Source organism: Pseudomonas sp. E141 (assembly GCF_052659885.1).
Map to the genome: position 1 here is coordinate 4,328,480 of NZ_CP084024.1, position 24,318 is coordinate 4,352,797.

The window sequence follows — 24,318 nt, forward strand, 5'->3', positions numbered from 1 at the left end:
AGCAAAATTATATTTGCACACCACATTAGGCATGTCATTCGGGTCTTTATATTTCTGGAGTCTTTAAAGACCAGGAAGCAACGAGAATTATCGACTTGGGCGCATGACTTGGTTTTGGAGCTTTACGGTTCACTACCCTTAGATTTGCGAATTGACAGGGAGCGTCTTCCGACTTAGGCAGCAATGGCGACCTCTTGCACTTTAGTGTCAAGGACTAACGACCCTGGCGATCGCCGACCACACTCATTGAGGATTGATCATGGCCACTCTCAACGAATTTAACATGAAGGCAGGCGAGCAATGGCGGTTCTATACAGAGGTGTATTTGGTCATCGCCGTAGACGATAAGCGGGCCCACTTGCGGAGCATAGCAAGGCGCACCCACATTGCCATTCATACGCTGGATCGCCTATGTCAAGCATTTCACCGTGGAAATTTGTTTCGCATGCAGGACGCACCTCTGGAACACAATGTGCAACGCATCGTGGCAGACCTGAGCGAAGAGCAGCGGCGCCAATTGGACAAACGCCTAGAATATGTTCGCGCCGCCGAGGCGAATCTCGGTAGGGGGTTGCCGCGGCCAGCAACTGTAGCCCTGATCCGTGATATCGGCGAACAAATCGGAGACCCCCATCCTCCCTGCTACACCAGCCTATATGGCTGGGTGAAGCTCTATCGGCAGGCCGGTGGAAATCCTATCGCGCTGATTCGCTCGCCCTTGCAACGTCGGCGTCGGCTGATCGACCTGCAACCGAACGTCGTGGCTGAGATTATCGACAATTGGGTGCAGGAGCTTTACCTCATCGAATTGCCACACAGCATCGTAGAGGTCACTGATGTTATTCAGTGCAGCCTGGAAGACCTTAACAGTAAGCGTCCGGTGACCGACCAACTGAGCATTCCAAGTAAATCAACCATCTGGCGAATCATTAAACAGTACGACACCTACGAAAAAGACGTCGCGCAGCTGGGGCATCAGAAAGCACTCAAGAAACAGAAATTCAGTCGAAAAACCCAGCCGCTTACGCATCTGCTGGAGCGCGTCGAATGTGACTCGCAAATGCTGGATGTCCTAGTAGTCAACAAGCGCGGCCAGGTAATCGGTCGAGCTTGGCTCACAGTGCTGATCGATGTCACGTCCAGGATGATTATTGGGTGGGACATCTCCATCAACCCTCCCTGCATCGAAAAGACGCTCCGTGCGCTTAAACAGTCGCTCCGATCAGATCTGCCCTGCAACGGTCTTGCAACCACCTACGTGATGGATAACGGTAGTGAATTTGCAGGCAAAAAAATCGGCTACATCATGCAACTCTTGGGCGCGAGGGTTATTTATTGTGAGCCTTATACTCCCGACCAGAAGCCCCACGTCGAACGTTTTTTTAAAACTCAAAATATTCAGTTTGCCCACCACCTGAGTGGCACGACATTTTCGGCCCCTGAGGAGCGTGGGGATTACAATTCGGAGAAAAACGCGACGTATACCATTGTTGAGCTCCAAGAGGGATTCAGCAAATTTCTGGAGATTTATCACCAGAATTTTCATCGGTCTCTTAACGACTCCCCTCTCAACACTTGGAACAAATGCGTTGATAAACAATTTCCGCCAAGAAGGTACAGTGATTCGGACATTCAGCGCCTGTTTTTGAGCAAGACCACGGTGCTTCCTTCTAACGGCCGGGTAGGCTTCGCAAAACTTCAATGGACCGGCCCTGCGGTACCCGCACTGGCGACCCGAGGTCCGAAAAAAGTAAGGCTCGCACTGTTCTTCGACATCAGTGACTTGGGAACCGTTTGGATTTGCCATCCGGACCGGCCCGAAGACCTATTTCCCGTTGAATCGGTGGATCCGGAGTATCAGAACGGCCTCACTATGCAAATGCATCGCTTGGTGCAAAAACAACTGCGAAGTGAACGGAAAGCTTTCGACTTCAAAACCGCTCGCGATCTTCGAGTCAAGTTCATCCTGGCGCTGCGCAGCGACAAAAGCAAAGCCGCACATAAACGTCTGGCGCGGTTGGCAGAAAGCCAGAAATCGGACACGGCGGAATCCAGAGATCTCCAACCCACATTGCTTACTTACGAACCTAATCAGCCCACCCCACCTGTACAGCTTCCAGAAGTCACGCTGCTCGAAGGGACCCCACTCAGGCCGAGCACAATGGTTCAGGTGCGCCATGACTAATTCAGATAATCAATGGCTTCGAGACTTTGCCCAACAGTTGGTGTTGTTTCCAGCCTACCTGCACGCCTACACCATGCTTCAGAAGAGCGTAGAGACCGCGCGACAGCGCGGAATTCCCACCTCGGCCTTAGTAGTGGGCCCCACAGGCAGCGGAAAATCGACTCTTCTCAAGCTGTTCAGAGATTCGTTCGGCGCCCCTTACGAGCTTATTGAACCGGGCGGCATCACCACCGTGCGACCTGCGTTCTATTGCAGCGTCCCCTCACCAGTCACCGTGAAAGGTTTCGCGAAGAAATTGGTGCGTGAACTGGGTGGGCCTGATTTGCGGGGGGATACTGTAGAGCTGAGCTATCGGGTGATGGCGTTACTTAAGGCTTGCAAGGTGGAAGTCTGCGAATTGGACGAGTTTCACCATTTGGCTAGGCCTGAAGCGGAAAAAACCCGAGGGATTACCATTGATTGGCTCATCACCATGATGAACGACACCATGACATCCTTCGTCCTGGCGGGTGCTCCCGAATGCAAGTTTCTGTTAGATCAACGCCCGGCTCTTGCCCGCCGCTTTCCTTTTGTTATTGAACTTCGGTATCTCACCTTTAGTGAGGATAGCGGCTCAGATTTCATGGTATTGCTAGGGTGCCTTGACCAGCAACTTTACGCGCAGGGACTCCTTCAATCCGGCGCTCATCTTACCGATTCAGATATCGCCACGCGCCTCTACCTAGCGACATCCGGCAGTTTGGAATATATCAGGCTGATCATTCACGGCGCCGCCCAACACATGCTGGCACATCAGCGAAAGACGCTGGAATTGGTCGACTTTGACCAGGCTAGCAAATTGATCGACCTGAGGTTAAGCATCACCTCAGATCCGTTTGCCATGACCTTGGCTTCTTGCTATGACAAAATCCAGAGGGCCAGATGAAAACTCTCAACTTTATCCCGTTACCTCTTCCTGGCGAAAGTGCCAGCAGTGTCCTCTACAGGCTGGCCAGCCAAAATGGTTACACCACTGTTTCCAGATTCGGCGCATACTTTCTTGGATATGGCTACTCCGCAACCGGAGGTACCCTGATACAGGGAAATCGATACCAATCTATAATGCTCGCTCAAGTAGGCGCATCCTTAGGGCAGGCTATCCGGAGCGGGTTCTATCCGCTGGCCGATCAAGATGCACCGTCTGGTGCTTTTCTACTCGGAGCCGTAAAAGTCGGACGGCGGTTGTTGAGATCGAAAAATTTTCCCGTGTGTAGCGAATGCCGAAAATCAGGCCAAGGGATTTTAATCCACGACCTTTGCCTCTCGCGGTATTGTCCTGTACACCATCGTGAATTGATTTTTGCCTGCCCCAAATGCAACCGACGCTTTACGTTGAGAAATCAAGGTTGGATATACTGTGTTTGTGGTAAAGAGTTGGATTCACCCGAATGTTCCCGAGACATCTGCGTTCCTGAACAGCGCTTGATGCAGATATTTGAGCAACAAGATCAGCAAAAGTTGGACTCACTTATGTCAGTGATCAGTGCATTTGGCGTCGCGAGAAATACGGTCAGAACATTAGATCACAGCGTATTTGACGCTGCCATTTCGGTAGTCTTCGGGGACTTACAGAGACTGAAACGCACTCTTCCCGACATCTGGAACTCTCTTGATTCCGTCCAAGCAGAAATATTGAGCACACTGATCAATAAAGAGCACCCTAACGTCGCACCCTTGGTGAGCTTGCTACCCAAGCAAATCAGACGCGGTCGAGTTTTGAGCGCGAACAGAATTAGACTACTGCTCGGGGTCAGTTCAACGACATGGGATGAGTTCATGACTGCCAGTGCGACCGAAAACAAAAATGAGTATAATGCTGAAGATATCGAAAAGATCAAGAAAAAAATTGACAACTTTAAAGCTGTAAAAAAAGAGCTAAGACAGTTACTCGAGTCAGAGACCATATCATCCTCCCACTCACTTCAAATGATAGGTAAGCTTCTTGTCTTATCTCGCGCGGAGTGTGCAGTTATGGCGGAAAGAAATTTACTAACCCCCTTCATCAAGATTCGAACTCGCCCGTATTATCGTAAGGAAGACATCAAGACCTTTCAAAAATCTTTTATCGGCACGCGAGCTTTGGCTGCCCAACTCGATGTAACCCACATACACTTGCAGACAGCGCTTAACTGCTGCGAAAAGATCAACCCGTTGATCAACCGCGCGGGAAACCCATTCCTCATTCGCACTAGGGATATCGAAGCATTAACCCAATCACTCAAGATCCTGCCGTCCAAAACCAATTCCCTGAAGGGTTGGAAGATGATCAGACAGTGTGACACTTCAAATCTAGCAACGTGCACATTGGAACAAGCAGCGTCCGATCTTAAAATTCATCGCAGTAGCGTTATTTACTACCGCGACCTCGGGCTTATCAGATGTTCATCCGCCAACAGCCGAGTATTCGTACGTGACGACGTGATCAATTTTTACAAGCGCTTTACCACACCCAGCCTGCTTGCCAAAGAGCTATTCGTGCCTGCCACTAAAATAACCCGCACGTTAGAATCTCATAACATCCATGCTATCTCAGGCCCCCTTGTCAATGGCCACTGTCTGAGCGTGTATGACAGAAGACAATTTCCTGCGAATTTGGCATCACTCATAAATCCCACTAGCGACACATATGGCATTTGCTTTTCACGCAATCAAATCATGTCTATAGGAAATGCAGCGAAAGCGTTAGAACTGACGGACACCGACTTAAGGAAAATAGCCGTGCGCGAAATTCGCCCTACTAGGAGTGAGCAATTTAGGCACCATGAGTCGCTTTCATTTGACGAGGTCAACAGCTTAAAAGAAAAACTTTCTCACCTCACAAACATATCTGATTTGTTGCAAAAATTTAACATGCCCCACCGGGTTTTTGCTCGACGCTTTGCTTCTTCCGGTTTTGTTAGCCCCGTCAGGTTACGGAACCAAGAATTTCTTACACCTGCCGACGCTTGGAAATTCACCAATCTGATGGAAAATTATTGCACTAGTAAGCAAGCGGCAAAAATGCTGGGTGTCTCATGTGAGCATGCGATCCTCCTCATCAAAGAGAACAATATTTCGACATACCAAGCCTATGACTACGATCACCCACAACCGCTGTTGAGCAGGCAAGACTTAGAAGCACTAGTAAAAGTCCGCTCTGGTAGTACCAAGTAAATTAGCCTCATTCCACGACCAACACCCCCCCTGCAACTGTTTTTTCTTTTCGTTACAGCTCGATTCTGGCCTATTACGTATCATCTCTCTCCTCAAACTTCCTCTGATCTTCTGGCGGCCCCTTGCCTGCGAGCATATCGTGCATTCGCAAGTTATATACCCTGGAAACTATTTCGATGTGAATAGCTGCTTTATCTAGATTCAAAACCTCAAGCTGATACCCTGAATTTTGGATTCGCCCCCACATCCATTGAAGCTCTTCATCTAAGCTCACGAAGTTCAAGGTCGTATGAACGCTCCCTTCAGTTTTCCAGCGTCTCAGAAAATATATTTCAGGCAGAGTGAAAAATGCGTCTCGACGCCCCTTCTGGCTGGGGCGACCATTTCAAAGCGCGCTGAAAAGCTACGAAGAAAAATCTCAGGCTGCACGCTTAAATAAAAACCCCGTGAAAACGGGGTTTTTTGTTTTCTATAAGAGCCGATATCGAGTTTAACTCAGGGCAGCCAAGCAACCTTTGCCCTAGGAAAAACTCAGAATCGTTGCGCATTGGTGGCGGAAAGCTTCTCGGATTTTGCGAGGGTTTTGAGATTCCATCAGAAGCCGTCGTCCGTTGTCCGTTGTTCAGGCGGCGGTTTTTTGTTGGTGATATGGAATTGGGGCTGCTACGCAGCCAGCGGGAGCAAGCTCCCTCGCCACGGGTTGGTGTCAGGTCACAGGTTATCGGCAGGCTTGATGGCCGGGGAATTTTGGGCATCGCGAGCAGGCTCGCTCCCACAGTTTTTGGTGGTGTGCTGAAACTTTGAGTGCAACCGGCCCTGCCCTTCGCTATTAATACATTTCCCCCTCATGGACCCGAGCCCCGATGAAATTCGACCTCGCCTACTGCCTCAGCCTCGACGACAAGCTGTCGATCTATGACGTGCGCGATTTGAATTTTGACGAGACGGTGGCGTTCGATTCCGCGAAGGAACAGTTTCAATGCCCCAACGATGCCTGTCGGGCGGCGTTTGATGCGGCGAATGTGTTGGGAACGTTCAACGCCAAGAACGTGAATTACGTGCGCACGCCGCACTTCAAGAACATCCCCAGCACGCGGCATATCGAGAGTTGTCCTTATGTCAGCCTGAAGACTCCGGCATCAGGCCTGGAGACGGAGGGCGGGGAAACGGATGACGGTCCGGAGGAGCATTTTCCGTCGGAATTATTGCTGACTCGGCGTGAGTATGTGCGCAAGCCATCCGGCCCGACGGTGGCGGCGGACGTTCTGCGCGATGAGCGAGAGCCTTCAGCCGCCAGTCATGTCGAGCACCCGAGCCGTGATTCAGCGCCGGACAAGACCAGCGTCTTCGCCCATCCGGTGGAGTGTTTTGTGTCGAACTTCGCGGACAGGGAACTGCTCAAGCGCATGCCGCTGAAGATTGGCGAGCACACGGCGCCCTATGGATCGTTCTTCAAGAAGATCGAGTACCTGCTGGACAACAAGGGGCTGATTTACTGGGGCAAGATCAAGCAGATCAAGGATTACACCCAGAGCTTTCGCATCGACTTCGAAGCAAAGGTCTGGTTCAAGCAACCGGGCGAGGCGAAGAAGAAGCCTTACTCGGTCAACGTTTACCTGAGCAAGAAGCTGATCGACAACTACCGCAAGCGCAAAGCGTTTCTGGAAGAGATCAAGCACGCCATCGAGAGTGACGCGCCGTTGTATTGCTTCTTTTATGGCGTGACGCCGGAGCTGAAACAGGTGCCGAGCAAGAAAAACCCCGAGCAGACGTTCGGGGTGTTCAGCGCCAATATCGAGAACCTGGATCACTTCATTATTCGGGAAGCACCGGGGTTGGCTGGTCAATAGCTACCCTACCCCAGCCACATCCCAACCATCACAAACATCAACAACCCTACATACACCCGCGCATGCAGCCGATCAGGTATCCGCCCAATCCATGGCGTTGCCAGGCGGATGCCCAGTAGCGCGCCGAGTGTGAGCACAACAAAGGCCAGCAAGTCTACGTAACCGACAAACCACGGGCCGAAGTCTGTCCCGGTGAAGCTGGCCAAGGCCATGTAGGTGACGGTGCCGGCCAACGCGACGGGCACGCTCAGTGGATTGGCCATCGACGTGGCCTGGGACATGCTCAGGCCACAACGGCGCAGCAGTGGCACGGTCATGACGCTGCCGCCGACGCCCAGCATTGTGGCGATGATTCCGATGGTTGTGCCGCCCAACGCGGTCTCCATTGGCGCCAAAGGGCGTAGGACGGCATCGCTGGCGCGTGTCAGAAAACCTCGCCGCAGCAGGCAGTCCAGGATGGTCAGGCCCAGGTAAGCCATGAAGGCGTAGCGGATAATCTCGCCATTGAGCCAAGTGGCGGCCGCTGCGCCGAAGACCGCCCCCAGCGCAATGAAACCGCCGAACGGCCACAGGTAATGACGAATCAGTTGACCGGCACGCTGGTGTTTTCCGGTGGCGACCAGGGCGTTGACGATCATGACGCAGGTCGAGGTGGCGACGGCAATGTGCATGGCCGATTCACCGATGGCGTCACCCGAGTGATGGGCCATCAGCATGCGATACATCAAAGGCACCACGACGAAACCGCCGCCAAAGCCGAACAACACCGCCGTTACGCCACTCAGGCAGCCGAAGCACGCAAGCAATACATAGAACATCGAGGCGAATCCGTGAAATGGGAGGCGCCCCACGTTAGATAAGCGAAGCTTGGCCCGCTCTAGCAAACAAGCCAATAATGTTTGCGTTTACGCCAATGATGAGTAGCCCCTCGATGCGCAACACTTCGATCGATTTATTGGATGCGATCCCCAGGGCTGTCGTCGCCATTGGCACCGACTACCCCCACGGACATTTACTGCCCTCGCACCATCATCGCCGGGCGCAGTTGCTGTATGGCGCCACTGGTGTGATGCAGGTCCGCACCGAAGACGGTAATTGGGTGGTGCCGCCGCAACGGGCGGTATGGATCCCGCCCAGGGTTGCCCATGAGGTGCTGATGCTGGGGGTCAGCACGCGCAGCGTGTACATCGAACCGGCCGCGGTGACGGCCATGGACGCCCGTTGCCAAGTCATCAGCGTGTCGCCCCTGATGCGCCAGTTGCTGCTGGAAGCCGTGGAGCTTGCGCCGGAATACGACGAGGCCGGACGCGACGGCGCGCTGATCAATCTGTTGCTGCACGAACTGTTGCGCAGCACTCATTTGCCGTTGCACCTGCCACTGCCCAAGGACCCACGCCTGCTCGGCCTGTGCCAGGAGTTTCTGAAACGCCCCAACGCCCACGTCTCACCTGTGCAATGGGTGGCACAGTTGCCTATCAGCCTGCGCTCGTTCAATCGGCTGTTCAGCCGGGAAACCGGGTTGAGTTTCAGCCAATGGCGACAACAGGCCTGTGTGATGTCGGCGCTGTCTCGATTGGTCGTAGGCGATTCGGTAACCCGTATTGCCCTGGATCTGGGCTACGACAGCCCCGCAGCGTTCTCCACCATGTTTCGCCGGGTGCTGGGTCACGCACCGAGTGCCTGGCTGGAAAAGACCACCGGTCATTGATCAAAAAAATGAGATTGATCAGGATTCAAAACAACTGTACAAAAACACAGTATTTTTTGAATCCACAGCTTTGGAGAACTCCCATGGCCTCGCTCGCAATCAAAACCACCCTGGAACGCATCGCTGTCTATCAATTCACCCCTGCCCACAGCGCGCAGGCTCGAGCCATGCTGGGCTGGAGTGTCGAGGAATTGTCACGGCAGTCTGGAGTCTCGACCCAGGCCATCCGGCGCTTCGAAGCGGGGGGCGAGCTACTTGATGTCACCCGCCTGGCCCTGGCCTTTCGGCTGGAAGCCGAAGGCCTGGTGTTCTTCCCGGGCTTTGCGCCTGGGCGCGGCATGAATATCAAAGGCGCCACGCCGGATCCGATGGGGCGGCCAGACTACGCAATGATCGAATGATCGAATGATCGATGCGTCGAGGGTCAGGCCATATCGGGCTGGTCTTGATAAGCCGAGGGTTCCACGTCCAGCCACCAGGCGCGGCCACGTTGCGGTTGCGCGAGGCTGAAGGCTTCACCCATTTGCGGGGTGGCAATGCAGACGTTGCGCTCCCAGGCCAGGGCCAGGATGCGATCGAAGGGTTCGTACCAGGCATGCATCGACAAATCGAACGTGCCGTTGTGGATCGGCAGCAACCAGCGGCCCTTGAGGTCGATATGCGCCTGCAGGGTTTGCTCCGGTTGCATGTGGATGTGCGGCCATTCGACGTTGTAGGCGCCGGTTTCCATCAGCGTCAGGTCGAATGGGCCGTATTGCTGGCCGATGCGTTTGAACCCGTCGAAATAGCCCGTGTCGCCGCTGAAGAAGATTCGGGTGGCGCCATCAATCATCACCCACGAGGCCCATAACGTACTGTTGCCGTCGAACAGCCCGCGACCGGAAAAGTGCTGGGAGGGTGTGGCGATGAATTCAATGCCGTCCACTTCGGTGCTCTGCCACCAGTCCAGCTGACGCACCTTGCTGGCGTCGATGCCCCATTTGATCAGGGTGTCGCCTACCCCGAGAGGGGCCAGGAAATGCCGTGTCTTGGCGGCAAGTTGGAGGATGGCCTGATGATCGAGATGGTCGTAGTGATCATGGGAAAGAATCACCGCTTCAATTGGCGGCAGCTGTTCCAGGCTGATGGGCGGCTGATGGAAGCGCTTGGGGCCAGCCCATTGCAGGGGGGAAGCGCGCTCGGAAAAAACCGGGTCGGTCAGCCAGAACTTGTCTCGCAGCTTGAGCAGCACCGTGGAATGACCGAGGCGGAAAACACTGTTGTTCGGCGCGGCCAGCAGGTCGGCGCGCGTCAGCGGTTGTACCTCGATGGTGCCCGCAGGACGGGTGTTGCGCGGTTTGTGGAAGATCATGTTCCACATGATGCGTAGCATCTGGCCGAGCCCTTGGCGCGGTGTAGGGGCGTGGTTACGGTACTTTCCTTGCTCCTGCTGGGATGAAGGAAGCACCGCAGGGCTGTCAGTCGAGGAAAAAATGGTCATGATGCGAAAACTCCAAGGACGTCGTCGCAATTGCGCTTCGCCGTTGTGGGACGCTAATGGCCGTTGCATGCACGCTCAGCCGCTTGATTGAAAACTACACTACTCGGTGTAGTTTGTAGATTGCAGCAATCCCGAGAGCAAGTAAACTGCCAAGTGTAACTTCCCTTCTCCAGATGATGATTAACCATGACCGTACCGCCGCAGCGCCTCACCGAGCGAAAACGCGAATCCATCCTCCAGGCCGCGATTGCCGAATTCCGTAGCAGCGGTTTCGAGATCACCAGCATGGACAAGATCGCGGCGACGGCGGGTGTGTCAAAGCGCACGGTGTATAACCACTTCCCCAGCAAAGAGGAGTTGTTTGCGGAAATTCTGAATCGATTGTGGAACAGCATTACCGCCGAACAGGACATGGCCTACAGCCCGGAGCAGCCCCTGCGTGAGCAGCTTCGAAAGCTGCTGCAAGCCAAATTGCACATGCTGGCAGACGATAATTTTCTCGATCTGGCGCGCATCGCCATTGCCGCGACGATTCATTCGCCCGAGCGAGCCCAGGATATGGTTGCGCGCATGGGTCAGCGCGAAGAAGGTTTGACCGTGTGGATTCGCCAGGCCCAGGCCGACGGTCGGTTGAAAGCCGTGGAGCCGGCGTTTGCGGCGCAACAGATGCACGGGCTGATCAAGACGTTCGCCTTCTGGCCTCAAATTTCCATGGGCCAGCCGTGCCTGACCCAGGATGAACAGACTCAGGTGGTTGAATCGGCCCTCGACATGTTCCTGGCCCGCTATCAGGTCTGAGTGTCGCTACCACCGCAGAAACGGATTACGGCATCGATGGCTTGCTCACGAATTTCTCGTGCATCTCGGTAGTCAGGCAGTCGATGCGCTCGGTCAATGCCTTGGTCATTTCCGTCAGGCGGGTGTTCTGCTCCAACAACTCGAGCAATTGCGCCGTGTTCTGTGCTGCCTGGGCCTGGCGCTCACTGTTGGCAATGGCCAGTGCTTCGCGATGTTGAGCATCCGCTTCGGCTTGGGCCTTGTCCCGCGCGGCTTGGCGTGTCTGCGCCAGCAGGATCAGCGGGGCGGCGTAGGCCGACTGTAGGCTGAACGCCAGATTCAGCAAAATGAACGGGTAAGCATCGAAATGAACCACACCCAACATGTTCAGGCTTATCCAGATCAACACGATCAAGGTCTGCGCCCCCAGGAACATGGGTGTCCCGAAAAAACGCGCGAATGCCTCCGCGCGTAGCGCAAAGCGGTCATTACCAAAGGTCGGCCCCAAATGCGCGTGGGGACGATGAAAACGCAAGTGATCAACAGGTGCTGTGGAAGTGGGCTGCGACGATTCTGTCATCATGATGTTCTCTGCCTGAGGCTGGGGCTCAAGTCACTATACCGCCGGGAGATCCTCCTCGATTGAGCCATCAACGCCCTGTTGGACAAAAGTCAGTGCAAGCGCAGATTGCACCTGAGTTCATCGAACAATGTCACCACTGAGCGCAAGGCGCGACAGTCGGGCCGGGTCAGCAGCCAAAGGGCCGTGTCATACCCCACCAGCGGTTCGCCAATGGGGGTAAGGCCCTTGTTTTCGCCGATTAGAAAGTCCGGCAACGCCGCCACGCCCAGCCCGGCTCGAACCAACTCGGTGACCGAAAGCATGCTGTTGCAGCGATAGGCCGGCACCACGCCAGGAAGATGCTGACGGCGCCAAGCCACAGTGGGGTGATCGGGGAGAAAGTCATCCGGCGCGATCCAGGTCATGGCGGCCAGATCATCCGTATTTACCGAACGCAGATAGCGGGTGTCGGCACATACCCGATAAACCACATTACCCAGATGCCGCCCGACCAGATGTTCCGGCGGCGTACGGGTCAGTCGCAAGGCGATGTCGGCGTCGCGGCGGCTCAGGTTGGCAAAGTCGTTCGAGGTGCTCAGCTCAAGGGACAGCGCGGGGTAAGCAGGCATGAACCGCGCCAGAGCCGGCAGCAACAATGCTTGCAGGACCGAGTCAGTGCAGGTCAGGCGCACCGTGCCGCTGACGACCTCACCGCCCTGCTCCACCCCGACACGCGCCGCCTCCAACGCTTGTTCGGCGCGCTCGGCCTGCTCAGCCAGCGCCTGGGCCAGGCTCGTGGGCAAATACCCTGCACGGCTTTTTTCGAACAAGGGTTGGCCCAGGGCGGCCTCCAGCCGCCGTACCGAGCGGAAGACCGTGGACACATCCACGTGCAGCAAGCGCGCGGCTCGGGCCAGCGAACCGCCACGGACCAGCGCCAAGATCAGGGACAGATCGGGATAGTCCAGACGATAGTGCGTCGATGCATTGATCACTTGGGCAAACGCCAATATTGATTGCGTGAACGCCAATCTATAGTGGCGACCAGGAATCAACAAGCGGCGAGCCTCTCATGGAAAACCAGCGTTCTTTGCACATCGCCCTGGTCGGCGACTATGACCCTCAAATAACAGCCCATCGGGCCATCCCCATCGCACTCGAACTGGTCAGCAAGCAAACCGGTCATCACATTGGTTTTCAATGGCTGGGCACCGACCTCATCACCGAAAGCGTCGTCCTGAATGATTTCGACGGAGTCTGGTGCGTGCCAGGCAGCCCTTACCGAAACGAAAATGGCGCGCTGCAAGCCATTCGTTTTGCCCGCGAACAGCGTCGCCCTTTCCTCGGCACCTGCGGCGGTTTTCAGCATGCCGTGCTGGAATACGCGCGCAATGTGATGGGCTGGGCCGACGCAGCCCATGGCGAAACAGCTCCCGAGGCTGAACGGGCACTGCTGACGCCGTTAAGCTGTGCGCTGATCGAAACCATCGACTGTCTTGAGCTTGACGCCGATTCGTTGATTGCCAAGGCCTATGGTCGCCTTAAGGTTTCCGAAGGATATCGGTGCAGCTTTGGGGTCAATCCACAGTTTGAGCGGGACTTGCTGAGTGACCGCTTGCACGCCGTGGCCCGGGATTCGGCTGGCAATTTACGGGCCGTGGAGCTGGCTGATCATCCTTTTTTTGTCGCGACCCTGTTCCAGCCTGAGCGCGCAGCGTTGGAAGGACGTGTGCCGTCGCTGGTCAGTGCGTTTATCGAAGCTTGCCGGAGGACAGCATCATGAGCGCCCCGTATTACGCGGTGATTTTCACCTCCCTGCGCACTGCGGGGGACCAGGGCTACGCCCAAGCCGCTGAGCGCATGCTGACTCTGGTTCAAGAGCAGCCGGGCTTCCTCGGCGTCGAATCGGCCCGTGGCGAAGACGGCTTGGGCATCACCGTGTCCTACTGGAGCAGCGAAGCGGCGATCCTGGCCTGGAAGCAGCACCCCGAACACAGCGCAATCCGCGAACGCGGTCGCTCGACCTGGTACGCCCATTGCCACACGCGGGTGTGCAAGGTCGAACGGGACTATGCCTTCCAGCGCCAAACCTGATGCCAGCCTACAAAACCTGGTCGCGAAAGCGCTGGGCCAGCTTGCATCCATGCTGAATGTGCCGCCGCCATCGCGGGCAAACCTTGCTCCCACAGTGGTTTTTCAGGGCTAACCGATTCGGTGTTCACCGCAAATCCCTTGTGGGAGCGAGCCTGCTCGCGATTGCGCTGGGTCAGCTTGCATCCATGCTGAAGGTGCCGCCGTCATCGCGAGCAGGCTCGCTCCCACATTAGTTTTTCAGGGCTACCCGATTCAGTGTCCACTTCAAATCCCTTGTGGGAGCGAGCCTGCTCGCGATTGCGGCAGGTCAGCTTGCATCAGTGTTGAATGTGCCGTCGCCATCGCGGGCAAACCTTGCTCCCACAGTGATTTTTCGTGGCTACCCGATTCGGTGCTCACCGCAAATCCCTTGTGGGAGCGAGCCTGCTCGCGATAGCGCTGGGTCAGCTTGCATCCATGCTGAAGGTGCCGCCGTCATCGCGAGCAGGCTCGCTCCCACAGTGGTTTTTCAGGGCTAACCGATTCGGTGCTCACCGCAAATCCCTTGTGGGAGCGAGCTTGCTCGCGAAAGCGCTGGGTCAGCTTGCATCCATGCTGAAGGTGCCGCCGTCATCGCGGGCAAGCCTTTCTCCCACAGTTTTTTTCAGCCCATTCATAATCGGCGTGGCTTTAGCCTTCCACCAACTGGCGCACTGCAACAATTTCCGGCAGGTCGCTACGGGCCATGTAAACCCGCAACGGTTCGGTGAGGTTGATCCGGTCGTCGATGTTCTGGTCCAGCAGCAGCTGGATGCGCTGGCGACTCAAGGCCATGGTGCCGTCTGCCACCGGAGTCCAGACAAATTCGCAGGTGGGGATGATGCCGTCGTCGGCCACGTCCATGCCAAAGGCATCTTCGCTGAAGCGCACGATGTACTGGCCGGTTTTGCGGTTCAGGCCGACAAAACCCTTGAGCTGGTCGGCGGCCTGGCAGATGAATGTCGAAGTGGTTCGCATGGTAAACCTCATGGATGCGTCCCGCAGGACGTCTGATCGATGGTTTACACGCAGGGCAATTGGATGCTGTCTTCGGGTTTCCCTCTGCCGGGGAAACTGGTGCGGCCAAGCGTACTGCAAAGCGACCTGGAAAAGCGTGGGAAAAATCTGCTTTGCGCATTTTTATGTCGGTATAGCGATAGCGCCAGGAACGTTCAGTTGTTAAAAGATAGGTCTTTGCGAAACCCACGAAAGGATCTCGAGCATGCCTGTCACCTTCACCCGTAGTGCCCTGATGCTGAGCCTGCTGCTTGGCTTCGGCCAGACACAGGCCGGCGAAGCCGCGCCCCCCAAGTCCCTCGCGGCCCTTCAGGGCATTCCTCACCCAGCGGTGATCGCCCACCGCGGCGCCTCGTTTGACGCGCCGGAAACCACCGCCGCGGCCTACAAACTGGCCCGCGACCTGGGCGCCGACTACTTGGAACTGGACCTGCAACGCAGCAAGGACGGCGTACTGTTCGTGCTGCACGACGACAGCCTGCTGCGCACCACCGATGTCGCGACCAAATTCCCCGAGCGCAAGGACAGCACCGCCAACGAATTCACCATGGCGGAACTCAAAACCCTCGATGCCGGCAGTTGGTTCAACACCGCCTACCCGGACCGCGCCCGCCCATCGTTCGTGGGCCTGAAAATCCTCACCCTCGATGAAGTCATCAACATCGCCGAAGGCAACCCGCTGCACAAACCGGGGCTGTACATCGAAACCAAGGAGCCGAAGCTGTTCCCCGGCATCGAGCGCGACCTGAAGGATAAATTGCAGGACCGCGGCTGGTTGAGCCCGTCGGGCTCCAAGCTCGCCAAACGCGCCACCGGTGTAGGTCAGGGCAAAGGTAAAGTGGTGTTGCAAACCTTCGAAAAGAGCAGCCTCGAACTGCTGCAAAAAGAAATGCCGAACGTGCCAAAAGTCCTGCTGTTGTGGGTGGGCGATGGCTACATCGAGGCCAAGTCGAAGGTGACGTTTGCCGAGTCCGGCGAAACGGACAAGGCGGCCTATTACGCCAAACAGCAGCCCAAGGACAACGCCGAGTTTGAACAATGGGTCCAATTTGCCAAGGCACAAGGCGCTATCGGCACCGGGCCGTCCGCCGCGTTGACTCAAGGCGGCAGCCAGAGTTATTCGGACTTGGTGCAGCCGTGGATGAACCAATACACCCATGACCAGGGTTTGTTGGTGCACGTTTATACGGTGGATGAAGCGGTGGACTTCAAAAAAGTGCTGGAGGCCGGAGTGGATGGCATCTTTACCAACCGCGCCAGCGAACTGCTCAAATACTTGAAGCGTCCCGAAACAGGCAGCGTGGCGCAGGTGCTGGAGAACAACGGTTACTGAATTAAGGGTGAATTAAGTTGCCAAAGTTAATCTGAAGCCACTTAAACGACACACCCCTTAATCACAGCAAGGAAAGAACACATGAAAACTTTGACTGCCCTGTTCACCGCCGCAGCCCTGACCCTCACCGCTGGCCTGGCCCAGGCTGATGTTCGAGTCGACCAGATTCCTGAGTTGGTCAAGAACGAAAAAATCAAGCCGCTGGAAGAGATGAACCAAGCAGCCCTGAAGTTGCACCCAGGCGCAACCATCACCGACACCGACCTGGACAACCACTTCAACGGTTACGAATATGAAGTTGAACTGAAAACCGCCGATGGCAAAGAGTTTGATGTTGACTTCGACGCCACTACCGGCAAAGTTCTGTCCAACAAACAGGACACTTGATTGAACAACAAAAAAGCCGCGCAACCTTAAGGTTGCGCGGCTTTTTTTACGTCTTCGAACAACTGACTCTCACAGTGATCAGGCACTCAACCGCGCCGTCACTTCATTCAACTGCCCCGACAAACCGTGCAGGTTCCGACTCGCGGCTTCGGTGCGCTGCACATTGTCCAGGTTAGTGCTGGCGATGCAGGTGATTTCGGTCAGGTTGCGCGAGATGTCTTCAGCCACCGAGGTCTGCTCTTCTGCGGCAGTGGCGATCTGACGATTCATGTCGCGAATCGCTTCCACGGCCTGGGTAATGCGTTCGAGCATCACACCGGCCTGAGTCACCTGCTCCACGCTCTCTTCACTGCGCGACTGACCGCTCTCGATGGCCTGGGCTGCGTCCACCGCACCGGTTTGCACGGTCTGGATAATCTGGTTGATCTCGATGATGGACGAGGCGGTGCGCTGGGCCAGACTGCGCACCTCATCGGCAACCACCGCGAAACCGCGTCCAGCCTCGCCAGCCCGCGCCGCTTCGATGGCAGCGTTGAGGGCCAACAGATTGGTCTGCTCGGCGATACCGCGGATGACTTCCAGCACCTTGCCAATGCGCCCGCTATCGGTTTCCAACTGGCGGATGACCGTGGCCGTGTTGGCGATTTCACCGCGCATGCGGGTGATGGTATGAATGGTCCCTTGCATGACCTTCTCGCCCTGCTGCGCCGAGTGATCGGCGTCATCGGCGGCCTGTGCCGCGTCGGCGGCATGGCGAGCGACTTCCTGGGCGGTGGCGGACATTTCGTTCATCGCCGTCGCCACCTGGTCGGTGCGTTCGAATTGCTCGCTGGTGCCTTGGCTCATCAGGCTGGCGATGGCATTAAGCTCGCCGCTGGCACTGTCCAGTTCCGTGGCACTGCGCTGCAGACGCGAGAAGGTTTCGGCGAGAAAGTCGCGCAGGGTATTGGCGGCCAGCGCCAGGTCACCCAATTCGTCCTGCCGGTTGCTGACTACCCGCTCGGCGAAACGGCCGCGACTCAGTTGGGTCACGTATTCGATCAGGTTGCGGATCGGCTGCACCAGGTTGCGATTGACCAGCCACAGGCTGAACAGCCCGATCAGCAGGCCGGAAACCAGCATGATCACAGTGCCCAGCATAATCGTGCGATCGGCACCGGCACTGATCTGCGCCGATTGTTCGCTGGCAAGCTTGCGCAACTCCACCACCAGCGCACTCATTTGCTCGCTGGCCGCGCGGTCCACACCTTTGACCGCCGCATCACCCGCCGCCGCATCGCCGCCCGCCGTCTCAAACGCATCACGGCCCTTCTGGTAGGCCGCACCCAATTGACGGTGTTCGTCTCGCAGACCCTCGATCCGAGTCTTGATGGGTGTCGCAACCCCTTCAAGGGCGATCAACTGGCCAAGAATGCCCTGGACATCATGCTGGCGATCTTCGAACTGCTTCCAGTATTTAGCCAGGTCTGCCGGCTGCTTGCCGCGCAGTAGAACGTTCTTCCATTCCTGGACCTGCACCTTGAATTGCAGGTTGGCCTCATCGATCAACTGCGACGCACGCAACGGGCCATCGATTAGGTTGCGATAGTTCTGGACGCCGTTGGAGAGGAAATGGAAAGACGCCAGGGCAATCAGCAACATCGCCAGCAGGCTGCCACTGAGCAAGGCGAGAATCTGCGCTCTCAGGGATTTTTGTAGAAACATGGAGGGAAATCTCTTGAAAAGAAGAAAGAGCCAAGCTCACGGACGACACGTCCCGACCTCCATGTTCGTGGTTTGCAGTGTCGCAACCGAATGCGGGATATGTACAAGCCATCGACCCGCGGGGCGTATTCTTGAGCCTTCGCGACGACCGGTAGCAGGTGTTTGATGATTGGACATGTCCTGTCCAGACAAGCCCTTTTGTCGCCGCAACGGAACTTAAAAGTCTTTTTGTCATTTCTTCTGCTGTATCCTGCCCAAGCTTTGTAAAAGCGCGGATCTACCAGATCTACCAACAGACTTTGCGAGGAGCGCGATATGCACGAGATTCCTAATCTCCCCTTCCCTAGCCTGCACGAAACTGAGCAGACGACCCCGCTACAAGCCGGAGGGCAACCAGACGCCCAGCAACCCGAGCCCAAAGAAGCCACTGAACGCCGCCAGGCCGACAGCGAAGACTGATTCACCCGCACGACCAGACCGTGTGGAAAGCGCTAAGATGCGCTTTCCACACTGCCTGAATCCTGAGCCCCCATGACCGATGACCCTACCTTCAGCGAAGCCCAAGCCAGCGTCCTGATCGGCACCGCCGAAAAGATGGTCGATATCTGGACGCGCCTTTCCCCGGAGAAACAAGCTGCCCTGCTGGCACGTTTCGAAACTGAAGAAAACGCCATCGCTGCATTGGTCACCACCCACCTGGTGGCCGGACAAGACGGCAACCCAGCGCCAACCGGCAAATAGTTTTACTTTTCCACGCTTCACGGTCGCAGGCACCGCTATCATAAGCAGCCTATCTATCCTGCTGCTCCGTGGACTCTTTACCCATGCCAGATACCCAGCGCCCCTTGGCGGTCACGCTGCAAGTCGTTTCCATCGTTCTGTTCACCTTCATTGGCTACCTGAATATCGGCATTCCCCTCGCCGTGTTGCCCGGGTTCGTCCACGGCGAACTGGGTTTTGGCGCGGTGATCGCCGGGTTGGTAATCAGCGTCCAGTACCTGGCCACCCTCCTCAGTCGTCCTTATGCCGGACGGATCATCGACAACCTGGGGAGCAAGCGCGCGGTCATGTTCGGCCTCGCCGGTTGCGGGCTGAGCGGTGTGTTCATGCTGGCGTCTGCCTGGACGTCAAACCTACCGACGCTGAGCCTGATCAGCCTGCTGATTGGCCGCCTGGTGCTGGGCAGCGCCGAAAGCCTGGTAGGCTCGGGATCGATTGGCTGGGGCATCGGCCGGGTCGGCGCGGCGAACACCGCCAAGGTGATTTCCTGGAACGGTATCGCCAGCTACGGCGCGCTGGCGATTGGCGCGCCGTTGGGGGTGTGGCTGGTGAAATCCCTGGGGCTGTGGAGCATGGGCGTCAGCATTATTTTGCTGGCGTTGCTGGGGCTGGCGCTGGCCTGGCCGAAAACGGCGGCGCCCATTGTCACTGGCGAACGGCTGCCTTTCATGCATGTTCTCGGACGCGTCCTGCCCCATGGCTGCGGCCTGGCCCTGGGCTCCATCGGTTTTGGCACCATCGCCACGTTCATCACCCTGTATTACGCCACGCAGCAGTGGGACAACGCTGTGCTGTGCCTGAGCCTGTTCGGCGCCAGCTTCATCGGCGCGCGCTTGCTGTTCGGTAATTTGATCAACCGCCTGGGCGGCTTCCGGGTGGCGATTGCCTGCCTGTCGGTGGAAACCCTGGGTTTGTTGTTGCTCTGGCTGGCGCCTGATGCGCACTGGGCCTTGGCCGGCGCGGCATTGAGCGGCTTCGGTTTTTCCCTGGTGTTCCCGGCGCTGGGGGTGGAAGCGGTCAACCTGGTACCCGCCTCCAGCCGTGGCGCGGCGGTGGGCGCCTACTCGTTGTTTATTGACTTGTCCCTGGGGATTACCGGGCCGTTGGCCGGTGCGATTGCCGCAGGTTTCGGTTTTGCTTCGATCTTTTTGTTCGCCGCGCTGGCGGCCTTGGGCGGGTTGTTGCTGAGTCTCTATCTGTACCGCCAGGCGCCGAAGCATCGCCAGGAGCGGGAGAAAAACTAGAAGTCCACCTTGCCGCGCCCGGCTTTGATCGAACCGCGCTTGGTCTTGGATTCCAGGCGACGTTTCTTCGAGCCCAGGGTCGGTTTGGTCGGACGGCGCTTCTTTTCGACCTTGGTGGCGTTGAGGATCAGCTCGGTCAGGCGTTCCAGGGCATCGGCCCGGTTCTGTTCCTGGGTGCGGTATTGCTGGGCCTTGATGATCAACACGCCGTCGCTGGTGATGCGACTGTCGCGCAGCGCCAGCAACCGCTCCTTGTAGAAATCGGGCAAGGACGAGGCCGCAATGTCGAAGCGCAAGTGCACGGCGCTGGACACCTTATTGACGTTCTGCCCGCCGGCGCCTTGGGCGCGGATGGCCGTCAGTTCGATCTCGGCGTCCGGGATGTGCACAGTGTTGGAAATTGCCAGCATGGAAAAAGAGGTCCGGTATCAGGACCCACAGAATACCGCGAATCCCCAAGACAGCGACCAACCCTTGTGGGAGCGAGCCTGCTCGCCATGACGGTGGGTCAGCTTGCATCAATGCTGAATGTGCTGGCGCCATCGCGAGCAGGCTCGCTTCCACAGGGATCAGCATGAGTCTGAATACAACAAACCCGGCCAAGTGCCGGGTTTGTTGTATTTCAAGGATGCTTACTTGGCAGCAGCGGCCACAGCCATGTCCTGCCGGGCACTGCGCTTGTTCTTGATCAGGTAGCACACCCACATGAACACCACCCATACCGGAATCGCGTAGACCGATATCTGGATGCCGGGAATCAGCAACATCACCCCAAGAATGAACACCACGAACGCCAGGCAGACATAGTTGCCGTACGGATACCACAGCGCCTTGAACAGCGGTTTCTGGCGGGTCTGGTTCATGTGCTGACGGAACTTGAAGTGCGAATAGCTGATCATCGCCCAGTTGATCACCAGGGTCGCGACCACCAGCGACATCAACAACTCCAGCGCATGCTGCGGGATCAGGTAGTTAAGCAGCACCGCCACCAGCGTGACCGCAGCAGAAGCCAGGATCGAACGCACCGGCACGCCACGCTTGTCGATCTTGGCCAGGGCCTTGGGCGCATCGCCCTGTTCGGCCATGCCCAGCAGCATGCGGCTGTTGCAGTAGGTGCCGCTGTTGTACACCGACAGCGCGGCGGTCAGCACTACGAAGTTGAGGATGTGCGCCGCCGTATTACTACCCAGCATCGAGAACACCTGCACGAACGGGCTGCCGCTATAGGCATCGCCGGAGGCATTGAGTGTGTTCAGCAGGCTGTCCCATGGGGTCAGGGACAACAGCACCACCAGGGCACCGATGTAGAAAATCAGGATCCGGTAGATCACCTGGTTGATGGCCTTGGGGATCACGGTTTTCGGTTTGTCGGCCTCGGCAGCGGTGAAGCCGAGCATTTCCAGGCCACCGAAGGAGAACATGATGATCGCCATCGCCATCACCAGACCGCTCACGCCGTTGGGGAAGAATCCACCGTGAGCCCAAAGGTTGGTCACCGAAGCTTGTGGGCCACCGTGACCGCTGACCAGCAGATAGCTGCCCAGGGCAATCATGCCGACAATTGCCACGACCTTGATGATCGCGAACCAGAACTCGGCCTCGCCAAAGACTTTGACGTTGGCCAGGTTGATGACGTTGATCAGGACGAAGAATGCTGCCGCCGAAGCCCAGGTCGGGATGTCCGGCGCCCAGTAGTGGATGTACTTGCCGACCGCGGTCAGTTCCGACATGCCCACCAGGATGTAGAGAATCCAGCAGTTCCAGCCCGACAGGAAGCCGGCGAAACCGCCCCAATACTTGTGGGCAAAGTGACTGAAGGAGCCGGCCACTGGCTCTTCGACAATCATCTCGCCCAACTGGCGCATGATCATGAAAGCAATGAAGCCGCAAATGGCGTAACCGAGGATCATCGACGGGCCGGCTGACTTCAGCACCCCCGCCGAGCCGAGGAACAGGCCTGTACCGATCGCGCCGCCGAGGGCGATCAGTTGAATGTGTCGATTTTTCAGGCCGCGTTTCAGCTCGCCTGAATGCGTATTTTCTACAACGGTCATGCGTCACCTATTTGTTTTTATCTGTGACGAAATCGAACCCGACACGCTCGTGGCGTGGCGGAGTGAACAAGGCGGATAACCTTGAAAATGCGTGGGTACGCGAAGGGTCACAGTAAAACGCGGCGCATTGTACACCGCTGCCCCACTGCGACCAGACACCTGCGCACCCCGTACTTCAGGTCTGCCGCGCATCTGACCCGTCCCGCCGGTTTGAAACAAGCGCTGCGAAGTGTCGGAAACCCCGTCAAATCGACCTCCTCGGCAGTTTTTTCTTACAGCGCAGCCAAACGCCGGTACAGACCGGCTTGATAGGCAAAAATCGTCAGCATTTCTTTACAAACCGTAACGCAAACTTTCCGTGTGGGAATTTTCTGTAAGCTGACTGCAAATTGACGGTAGCTAGCTACCTAAGCAAAAAACTACACAGCCAACTGTTTTTGAATAACTAATTTCTTCGGTAAAAATGGAATAAAAAGTTCAAACGAAAAAAATAAAATATTTTTTTGCATTCCAAAAAACCCTCGACTAGGTTTTCAGCGACTTGCCAAGGCGTCGTGCCGGCAGGTTTTGCGCAGCCGCTTCCGGTCAGTTCTCCATCGCGGAATCGACTTCGCAATTTTCCGTAAAAGTCATCTAGGAGATTCACTATGCAAGCACTGGACAAAGACTTGGAAACCGAACTGCAACTGGACGAATGGTTTGAAGCACCGACCCACGAAGCCGCAGTTGAAATGATGCAAGCCGACGCCGTTGTTCCGTTCGGCACGGCGATGTGGCCTCTGTAAGCATCGCCCGGCGGAGGCGATCCGGCCGGTCGGCTCCGCCACTTTGCAGATTTCAGGGAAGCCAAACACCACTGTCAGGGAAGAATAAGCATGGACACGCAACGAGCCATCTCACATTTCCTTTACTACCTTGAACATCATCCCGCCCTGGCCGGCATCCAGCCAGCCAAGGTGTTGCTCGGCCATACCGCCGACTACGAAGCACTGACCGGGGCCATTGCCGAACAGGCTGGCAGCGGTTCACCCTTCCGGTTCAGCACCATGCGCCTGGACCTTGAATCCACGGAGCGACTGTCCAAGGCGATTGCCGACAGCGATCTGTACATTTTCTTCTACGACTCTTCCACCCTGCCCACCCCACGCCCCGACGGCCCGGACTTTGTTCGCGCGCTGCAAGGCGTGATGGCGGACAACTGGAAGAAATCGCTGCTGTTCAAGGACTACGGCGATTATTTCTACGACACCTTCAGCGTGATTCCTCAGCGCATCGCCGGGCTCAACAGTCACCTGATCCGGCGCATGTCCCAAGCAACGACGTTGAGTTTTCAGGATGACCACGGTTCGTATTTCGATACGGCCCTCAACAGCGTCAAGAAATGGACCGACATCAACGGTGTTGGCAACTACGACCTGGCACCCGGCGAAATCGCTACCCACAGCGACACCATTAACGGTCAGGTGAAGTTCGTCGGCACTTTCCTGAGCACCATCCCGTTCGCCCGCAAATACGGCGTACTGCAATCGCCGCTGGAGTTGTGGATCGAAGACTCCACCATTCAGAAAATCGCCAGCGATGTGCCGGGCCTGGAACACGACTTCAATAAATACCTGGACGCCAACCCGTCCAACCGGCGTATCGAGGAACTGGGCATCGGCACCAACGAAGGGGTCAAGAGCCTCTATGCCCGCAATGCCGGTTTCGAGGAGCGCCATTGCGGCCTGCACCTGGGGCTGGGTGGCGGGGCCAAGGGCAGCCATCATCTGGATCTGATTTTCGAGAGCGGTGTGTTGGCGTTGGATAACGAGCCGATGTTTGATGGGCGGTTTGTGCTTTAGGTTGGGATTTCTGTAAGGCTGATGCCGCCATCGCGAGCAAGCTCGCTCCCACGGTTGAGCTTCAGCGAATGGAAGATCTGCGACCGACACCG

The 24,318-nt window shown here is 56.6% G+C and carries 24 protein-coding genes; 16 read left to right on the forward strand and 8 right to left on the reverse strand.

The features are described 5' to 3' along the window. Nucleotides 1-259 precede the first annotated feature (259 nt). From GKKCFE_RS19370 to GKKCFE_RS19385, 4 genes are all read left to right on the forward strand, one after another. Nucleotides 260-2,185: a DDE-type integrase/transposase/recombinase gene (locus tag GKKCFE_RS19370; protein ID WP_445576986.1), complete on the forward strand. Its 1,926-nt coding sequence runs from the start codon at nucleotides 260-262 to the stop codon at nucleotides 2,183-2,185. Then, the gene (locus tag GKKCFE_RS19375; RefSeq protein WP_052742326.1) at nucleotides 2,178-3,110 is read left to right on the forward strand and encodes a TniB family NTP-binding protein; all 933 of its coding nucleotides are present in this window, start codon (nucleotides 2,178-2,180) and stop codon (nucleotides 3,108-3,110) included. The genes GKKCFE_RS19370 and GKKCFE_RS19375 overlap by 8 nt, the downstream gene beginning before the upstream one ends. Continuing rightward, nucleotides 3,107-5,377, forward strand: a complete 2,271-nt coding sequence (locus tag GKKCFE_RS19380; RefSeq protein ID WP_445576987.1) for a TniQ family protein — start codon at nucleotides 3,107-3,109, stop codon at nucleotides 5,375-5,377. Before GKKCFE_RS19375 ends, GKKCFE_RS19380 begins: the two co-directional genes overlap by 4 nt. Nucleotides 5,378-6,240: 863 nt before the next feature. Next, nucleotides 6,241-7,227: a hypothetical protein gene (locus tag GKKCFE_RS19385; RefSeq protein WP_445576988.1), complete on the forward strand. Its 987-nt coding sequence runs from the start codon at nucleotides 6,241-6,243 to the stop codon at nucleotides 7,225-7,227. Nucleotides 7,228-7,232: 5 nt separating this feature from the next. Here GKKCFE_RS19385 and GKKCFE_RS19390 read toward each other — a convergent pair whose 3' ends face one another. Next, nucleotides 7,233-8,045, reverse strand: a complete 813-nt coding sequence (locus GKKCFE_RS19390; RefSeq protein WP_439125182.1) for a sulfite exporter TauE/SafE family protein — start codon at nucleotides 8,043-8,045, stop codon at nucleotides 7,233-7,235. A 113-nt stretch (nucleotides 8,046-8,158) separates the two neighbouring features. On the opposite strand from GKKCFE_RS19390, the gene GKKCFE_RS19395 reads away from it, so the two are divergent. Together GKKCFE_RS19395 and GKKCFE_RS19400 are read left to right on the forward strand one after the other, a co-directional pair. Then, a complete protein-coding gene (locus GKKCFE_RS19395; RefSeq protein ID WP_439125183.1) occupies nucleotides 8,159-8,935 on the forward strand; it encodes an AraC family transcriptional regulator in 777 nt (258 codons plus the stop codon). A gap of 83 nt (nucleotides 8,936-9,018) precedes the next feature. Then, a complete protein-coding gene (locus GKKCFE_RS19400; protein ID WP_047228797.1) occupies nucleotides 9,019-9,336 on the forward strand; it encodes a helix-turn-helix domain-containing protein in 318 nt (105 codons plus the stop codon). A 23-nt stretch (nucleotides 9,337-9,359) separates the two neighbouring features. Here GKKCFE_RS19400 and GKKCFE_RS19405 read toward each other — a convergent pair whose 3' ends face one another. Continuing rightward, complete coding sequence (locus GKKCFE_RS19405; protein ID WP_047228798.1) at nucleotides 9,360-10,415, reverse strand: MBL fold metallo-hydrolase; 1,056 nt, start codon at nucleotides 10,413-10,415, stop codon at nucleotides 9,360-9,362. A 186-nt stretch (nucleotides 10,416-10,601) separates the two neighbouring features. Here GKKCFE_RS19405 and GKKCFE_RS19410 point away from each other — a divergent pair, with 186 nt between their 5' ends. Beyond that, entirely contained in the window at nucleotides 10,602-11,213 is a 612-nt protein-coding gene (locus GKKCFE_RS19410) for a TetR/AcrR family transcriptional regulator (RefSeq protein ID WP_047228799.1), read from the forward strand. Between the two features lie 25 nt (nucleotides 11,214-11,238). Here GKKCFE_RS19410 and GKKCFE_RS19415 read toward each other — a convergent pair whose 3' ends face one another. Together GKKCFE_RS19415 and GKKCFE_RS19420 are read right to left on the reverse strand one after the other, a co-directional pair. Next, the gene (locus GKKCFE_RS19415) at nucleotides 11,239-11,772 is read right to left on the reverse strand and encodes a DUF1003 domain-containing protein (RefSeq protein ID WP_047228806.1); all 534 of its coding nucleotides are present in this window, start codon (nucleotides 11,770-11,772) and stop codon (nucleotides 11,239-11,241) included. A 92-nt stretch (nucleotides 11,773-11,864) separates the two neighbouring features. Beyond that, on the reverse strand, nucleotides 11,865-12,812 hold the full coding sequence (locus GKKCFE_RS19420; protein WP_445576989.1) for a LysR family transcriptional regulator: 948 nt from the start codon (nucleotides 12,810-12,812) through the stop codon (nucleotides 11,865-11,867). 14 nt (nucleotides 12,813-12,826) lie between these two features. Here GKKCFE_RS19420 and GKKCFE_RS19425 point away from each other — a divergent pair, with 14 nt between their 5' ends. Together GKKCFE_RS19425 and GKKCFE_RS19430 are read left to right on the forward strand one after the other, a co-directional pair. Continuing rightward, nucleotides 12,827-13,537, forward strand: coding sequence for a CTP synthase C-terminal region-related (seleno)protein (locus tag GKKCFE_RS19425; protein WP_445576990.1), 711 nt, complete (start codon nucleotides 12,827-12,829; stop codon nucleotides 13,535-13,537). Next, nucleotides 13,534-13,848 carry an antibiotic biosynthesis monooxygenase family protein gene (locus GKKCFE_RS19430; protein WP_445576991.1) on the forward strand — a complete coding sequence of 105 codons (315 nt, stop codon included), beginning with the start codon at nucleotides 13,534-13,536 and terminating at the stop codon, nucleotides 13,846-13,848. The genes GKKCFE_RS19425 and GKKCFE_RS19430 overlap by 4 nt, the downstream gene beginning before the upstream one ends. 669 nt (nucleotides 13,849-14,517) lie before the next feature. Here GKKCFE_RS19430 and GKKCFE_RS19435 read toward each other — a convergent pair. Beyond that, nucleotides 14,518-14,844, reverse strand: coding sequence for a DUF2025 family protein (locus GKKCFE_RS19435; protein ID WP_076383729.1), 327 nt, complete (start codon nucleotides 14,842-14,844; stop codon nucleotides 14,518-14,520). Between the two features lie 244 nt (nucleotides 14,845-15,088). On the opposite strand from GKKCFE_RS19435, the gene GKKCFE_RS19440 reads away from it, so the two are divergent. Together GKKCFE_RS19440 and GKKCFE_RS19445 are read left to right on the forward strand one after the other, a co-directional pair. Beyond that, nucleotides 15,089-16,216 (forward strand): glycerophosphodiester phosphodiesterase, encoded by a 1,128-nt coding sequence (locus tag GKKCFE_RS19440; protein WP_316912114.1) that lies wholly within the window; start codon nucleotides 15,089-15,091, stop codon nucleotides 16,214-16,216. 81 nt (nucleotides 16,217-16,297) lie between these two features. After that, a complete protein-coding gene (locus GKKCFE_RS19445) occupies nucleotides 16,298-16,603 on the forward strand; it encodes a PepSY domain-containing protein (RefSeq protein ID WP_188251986.1) in 306 nt (101 codons plus the stop codon). Between the two features lie 78 nt (nucleotides 16,604-16,681). Here the strand turns inward: GKKCFE_RS19445 and GKKCFE_RS19450 are convergent, their stop codons facing one another. Further along, a complete protein-coding gene (locus GKKCFE_RS19450) occupies nucleotides 16,682-18,307 on the reverse strand; it encodes a methyl-accepting chemotaxis protein (protein ID WP_445576992.1) in 1,626 nt (541 codons plus the stop codon). A 315-nt stretch (nucleotides 18,308-18,622) separates the two neighbouring features. Between GKKCFE_RS19450 and GKKCFE_RS19455 the strand changes: the two genes are divergently transcribed. The 3 genes from GKKCFE_RS19455 (at nucleotide 18,623) to GKKCFE_RS19465 (ending at nucleotide 20,331) form a co-directional block, all read left to right on the forward strand. Next, entirely contained in the window at nucleotides 18,623-18,766 is a 144-nt protein-coding gene (locus GKKCFE_RS19455; RefSeq protein WP_171061326.1) for a hypothetical protein, read from the forward strand. 72 nt (nucleotides 18,767-18,838) lie between these two features. Further along, a complete protein-coding gene (locus tag GKKCFE_RS19460; RefSeq protein ID WP_445576993.1) occupies nucleotides 18,839-19,048 on the forward strand; it encodes a hypothetical protein in 210 nt (69 codons plus the stop codon). An 83-nt stretch (nucleotides 19,049-19,131) separates the two neighbouring features. Further along, a complete protein-coding gene (locus GKKCFE_RS19465; protein ID WP_139049336.1) occupies nucleotides 19,132-20,331 on the forward strand; it encodes an MFS transporter in 1,200 nt (399 codons plus the stop codon). Here the strand turns inward: GKKCFE_RS19465 and arfB are convergent. Together arfB and GKKCFE_RS19475 are read right to left on the reverse strand one after the other, a co-directional pair. Continuing rightward, nucleotides 20,328-20,741 carry an alternative ribosome rescue aminoacyl-tRNA hydrolase ArfB gene (arfB, locus tag GKKCFE_RS19470; protein WP_047226974.1) on the reverse strand — a complete coding sequence of 138 codons (414 nt, stop codon included), beginning with the start codon at nucleotides 20,739-20,741 and terminating at the stop codon, nucleotides 20,328-20,330. The genes GKKCFE_RS19465 and arfB overlap by 4 nt on opposite strands. Before the next feature lie 222 nt (nucleotides 20,742-20,963). After that, nucleotides 20,964-22,385: an amino acid permease gene (locus tag GKKCFE_RS19475; protein ID WP_139049335.1), complete on the reverse strand. Its 1,422-nt coding sequence runs from the start codon at nucleotides 22,383-22,385 to the stop codon at nucleotides 20,964-20,966. A gap of 647 nt (nucleotides 22,386-23,032) precedes the next feature. On the opposite strand from GKKCFE_RS19475, the gene GKKCFE_RS19480 reads away from it, so the two are divergent. Together GKKCFE_RS19480 and GKKCFE_RS19485 are read left to right on the forward strand one after the other, a co-directional pair. Then, nucleotides 23,033-23,170: a hypothetical protein gene (locus tag GKKCFE_RS19480; RefSeq protein WP_003178782.1), complete on the forward strand. Its 138-nt coding sequence runs from the start codon at nucleotides 23,033-23,035 to the stop codon at nucleotides 23,168-23,170. A gap of 90 nt (nucleotides 23,171-23,260) precedes the next feature. Continuing rightward, the gene (locus GKKCFE_RS19485) at nucleotides 23,261-24,226 is read left to right on the forward strand and encodes a leucyl aminopeptidase (RefSeq protein ID WP_139049334.1); all 966 of its coding nucleotides are present in this window, start codon (nucleotides 23,261-23,263) and stop codon (nucleotides 24,224-24,226) included. Nucleotides 24,227-24,318: the final 92 nt, after the last annotated feature.

Excerpts from the sequence above, each read along its gene's own strand:
- GKKCFE_RS19370 (WP_445576986.1), top strand. The coding sequence starts at position 260 with ATGGCCACTCTCAACGAATTTAACATGAAGGCAGGCGAGCAATGGCGG.
- GKKCFE_RS19375 (WP_052742326.1), top strand. The coding sequence starts at position 2,178 with ATGACTAATTCAGATAATCAATGGCTTCGAGACTTTGCCCAACAGTTG.
- GKKCFE_RS19380 (WP_445576987.1), top strand. The coding sequence starts at position 3,107 with ATGAAAACTCTCAACTTTATCCCGTTACCTCTTCCTGGCGAAAGTGCC.
- GKKCFE_RS19385 (WP_445576988.1), top strand. The coding sequence starts at position 6,241 with ATGAAATTCGACCTCGCCTACTGCCTCAGCCTCGACGACAAGCTGTCG.
- GKKCFE_RS19390 (WP_439125182.1), bottom strand. The coding sequence starts at position 8,045 with ATGTTCTATGTATTGCTTGCGTGCTTCGGCTGCCTGAGTGGCGTAACG.
- GKKCFE_RS19395 (WP_439125183.1), top strand. The coding sequence starts at position 8,159 with ATGCGCAACACTTCGATCGATTTATTGGATGCGATCCCCAGGGCTGTC.
- GKKCFE_RS19400 (WP_047228797.1), top strand. The coding sequence starts at position 9,019 with ATGGCCTCGCTCGCAATCAAAACCACCCTGGAACGCATCGCTGTCTAT.
- GKKCFE_RS19405 (WP_047228798.1), bottom strand. The coding sequence starts at position 10,415 with ATGACCATTTTTTCCTCGACTGACAGCCCTGCGGTGCTTCCTTCATCC.
- GKKCFE_RS19410 (WP_047228799.1), top strand. The coding sequence starts at position 10,602 with ATGACCGTACCGCCGCAGCGCCTCACCGAGCGAAAACGCGAATCCATC.
- GKKCFE_RS19415 (WP_047228806.1), bottom strand. The coding sequence starts at position 11,772 with ATGACAGAATCGTCGCAGCCCACTTCCACAGCACCTGTTGATCACTTG.
- GKKCFE_RS19425 (WP_445576990.1), top strand. The coding sequence starts at position 12,827 with ATGGAAAACCAGCGTTCTTTGCACATCGCCCTGGTCGGCGACTATGAC.
- GKKCFE_RS19430 (WP_445576991.1), top strand. The coding sequence starts at position 13,534 with ATGAGCGCCCCGTATTACGCGGTGATTTTCACCTCCCTGCGCACTGCG.
- GKKCFE_RS19435 (WP_076383729.1), bottom strand. The coding sequence starts at position 14,844 with ATGCGAACCACTTCGACATTCATCTGCCAGGCCGCCGACCAGCTCAAG.
- GKKCFE_RS19440 (WP_316912114.1), top strand. The coding sequence starts at position 15,089 with ATGCCTGTCACCTTCACCCGTAGTGCCCTGATGCTGAGCCTGCTGCTT.
- GKKCFE_RS19445 (WP_188251986.1), top strand. The coding sequence starts at position 16,298 with ATGAAAACTTTGACTGCCCTGTTCACCGCCGCAGCCCTGACCCTCACC.
- GKKCFE_RS19450 (WP_445576992.1), bottom strand. The coding sequence starts at position 18,307 with ATGTTTCTACAAAAATCCCTGAGAGCGCAGATTCTCGCCTTGCTCAGT.
- GKKCFE_RS19455 (WP_171061326.1), top strand. The coding sequence starts at position 18,623 with ATGCACGAGATTCCTAATCTCCCCTTCCCTAGCCTGCACGAAACTGAG.
- GKKCFE_RS19460 (WP_445576993.1), top strand. The coding sequence starts at position 18,839 with ATGACCGATGACCCTACCTTCAGCGAAGCCCAAGCCAGCGTCCTGATC.
- GKKCFE_RS19465 (WP_139049336.1), top strand. The coding sequence starts at position 19,132 with ATGCCAGATACCCAGCGCCCCTTGGCGGTCACGCTGCAAGTCGTTTCC.
- arfB (WP_047226974.1), bottom strand. The coding sequence starts at position 20,741 with ATGCTGGCAATTTCCAACACTGTGCACATCCCGGACGCCGAGATCGAA.
- GKKCFE_RS19475 (WP_139049335.1), bottom strand. The coding sequence starts at position 22,385 with ATGACCGTTGTAGAAAATACGCATTCAGGCGAGCTGAAACGCGGCCTG.
- GKKCFE_RS19480 (WP_003178782.1), top strand. The coding sequence starts at position 23,033 with ATGCAAGCACTGGACAAAGACTTGGAAACCGAACTGCAACTGGACGAA.
- GKKCFE_RS19485 (WP_139049334.1), top strand. The coding sequence starts at position 23,261 with ATGGACACGCAACGAGCCATCTCACATTTCCTTTACTACCTTGAACAT.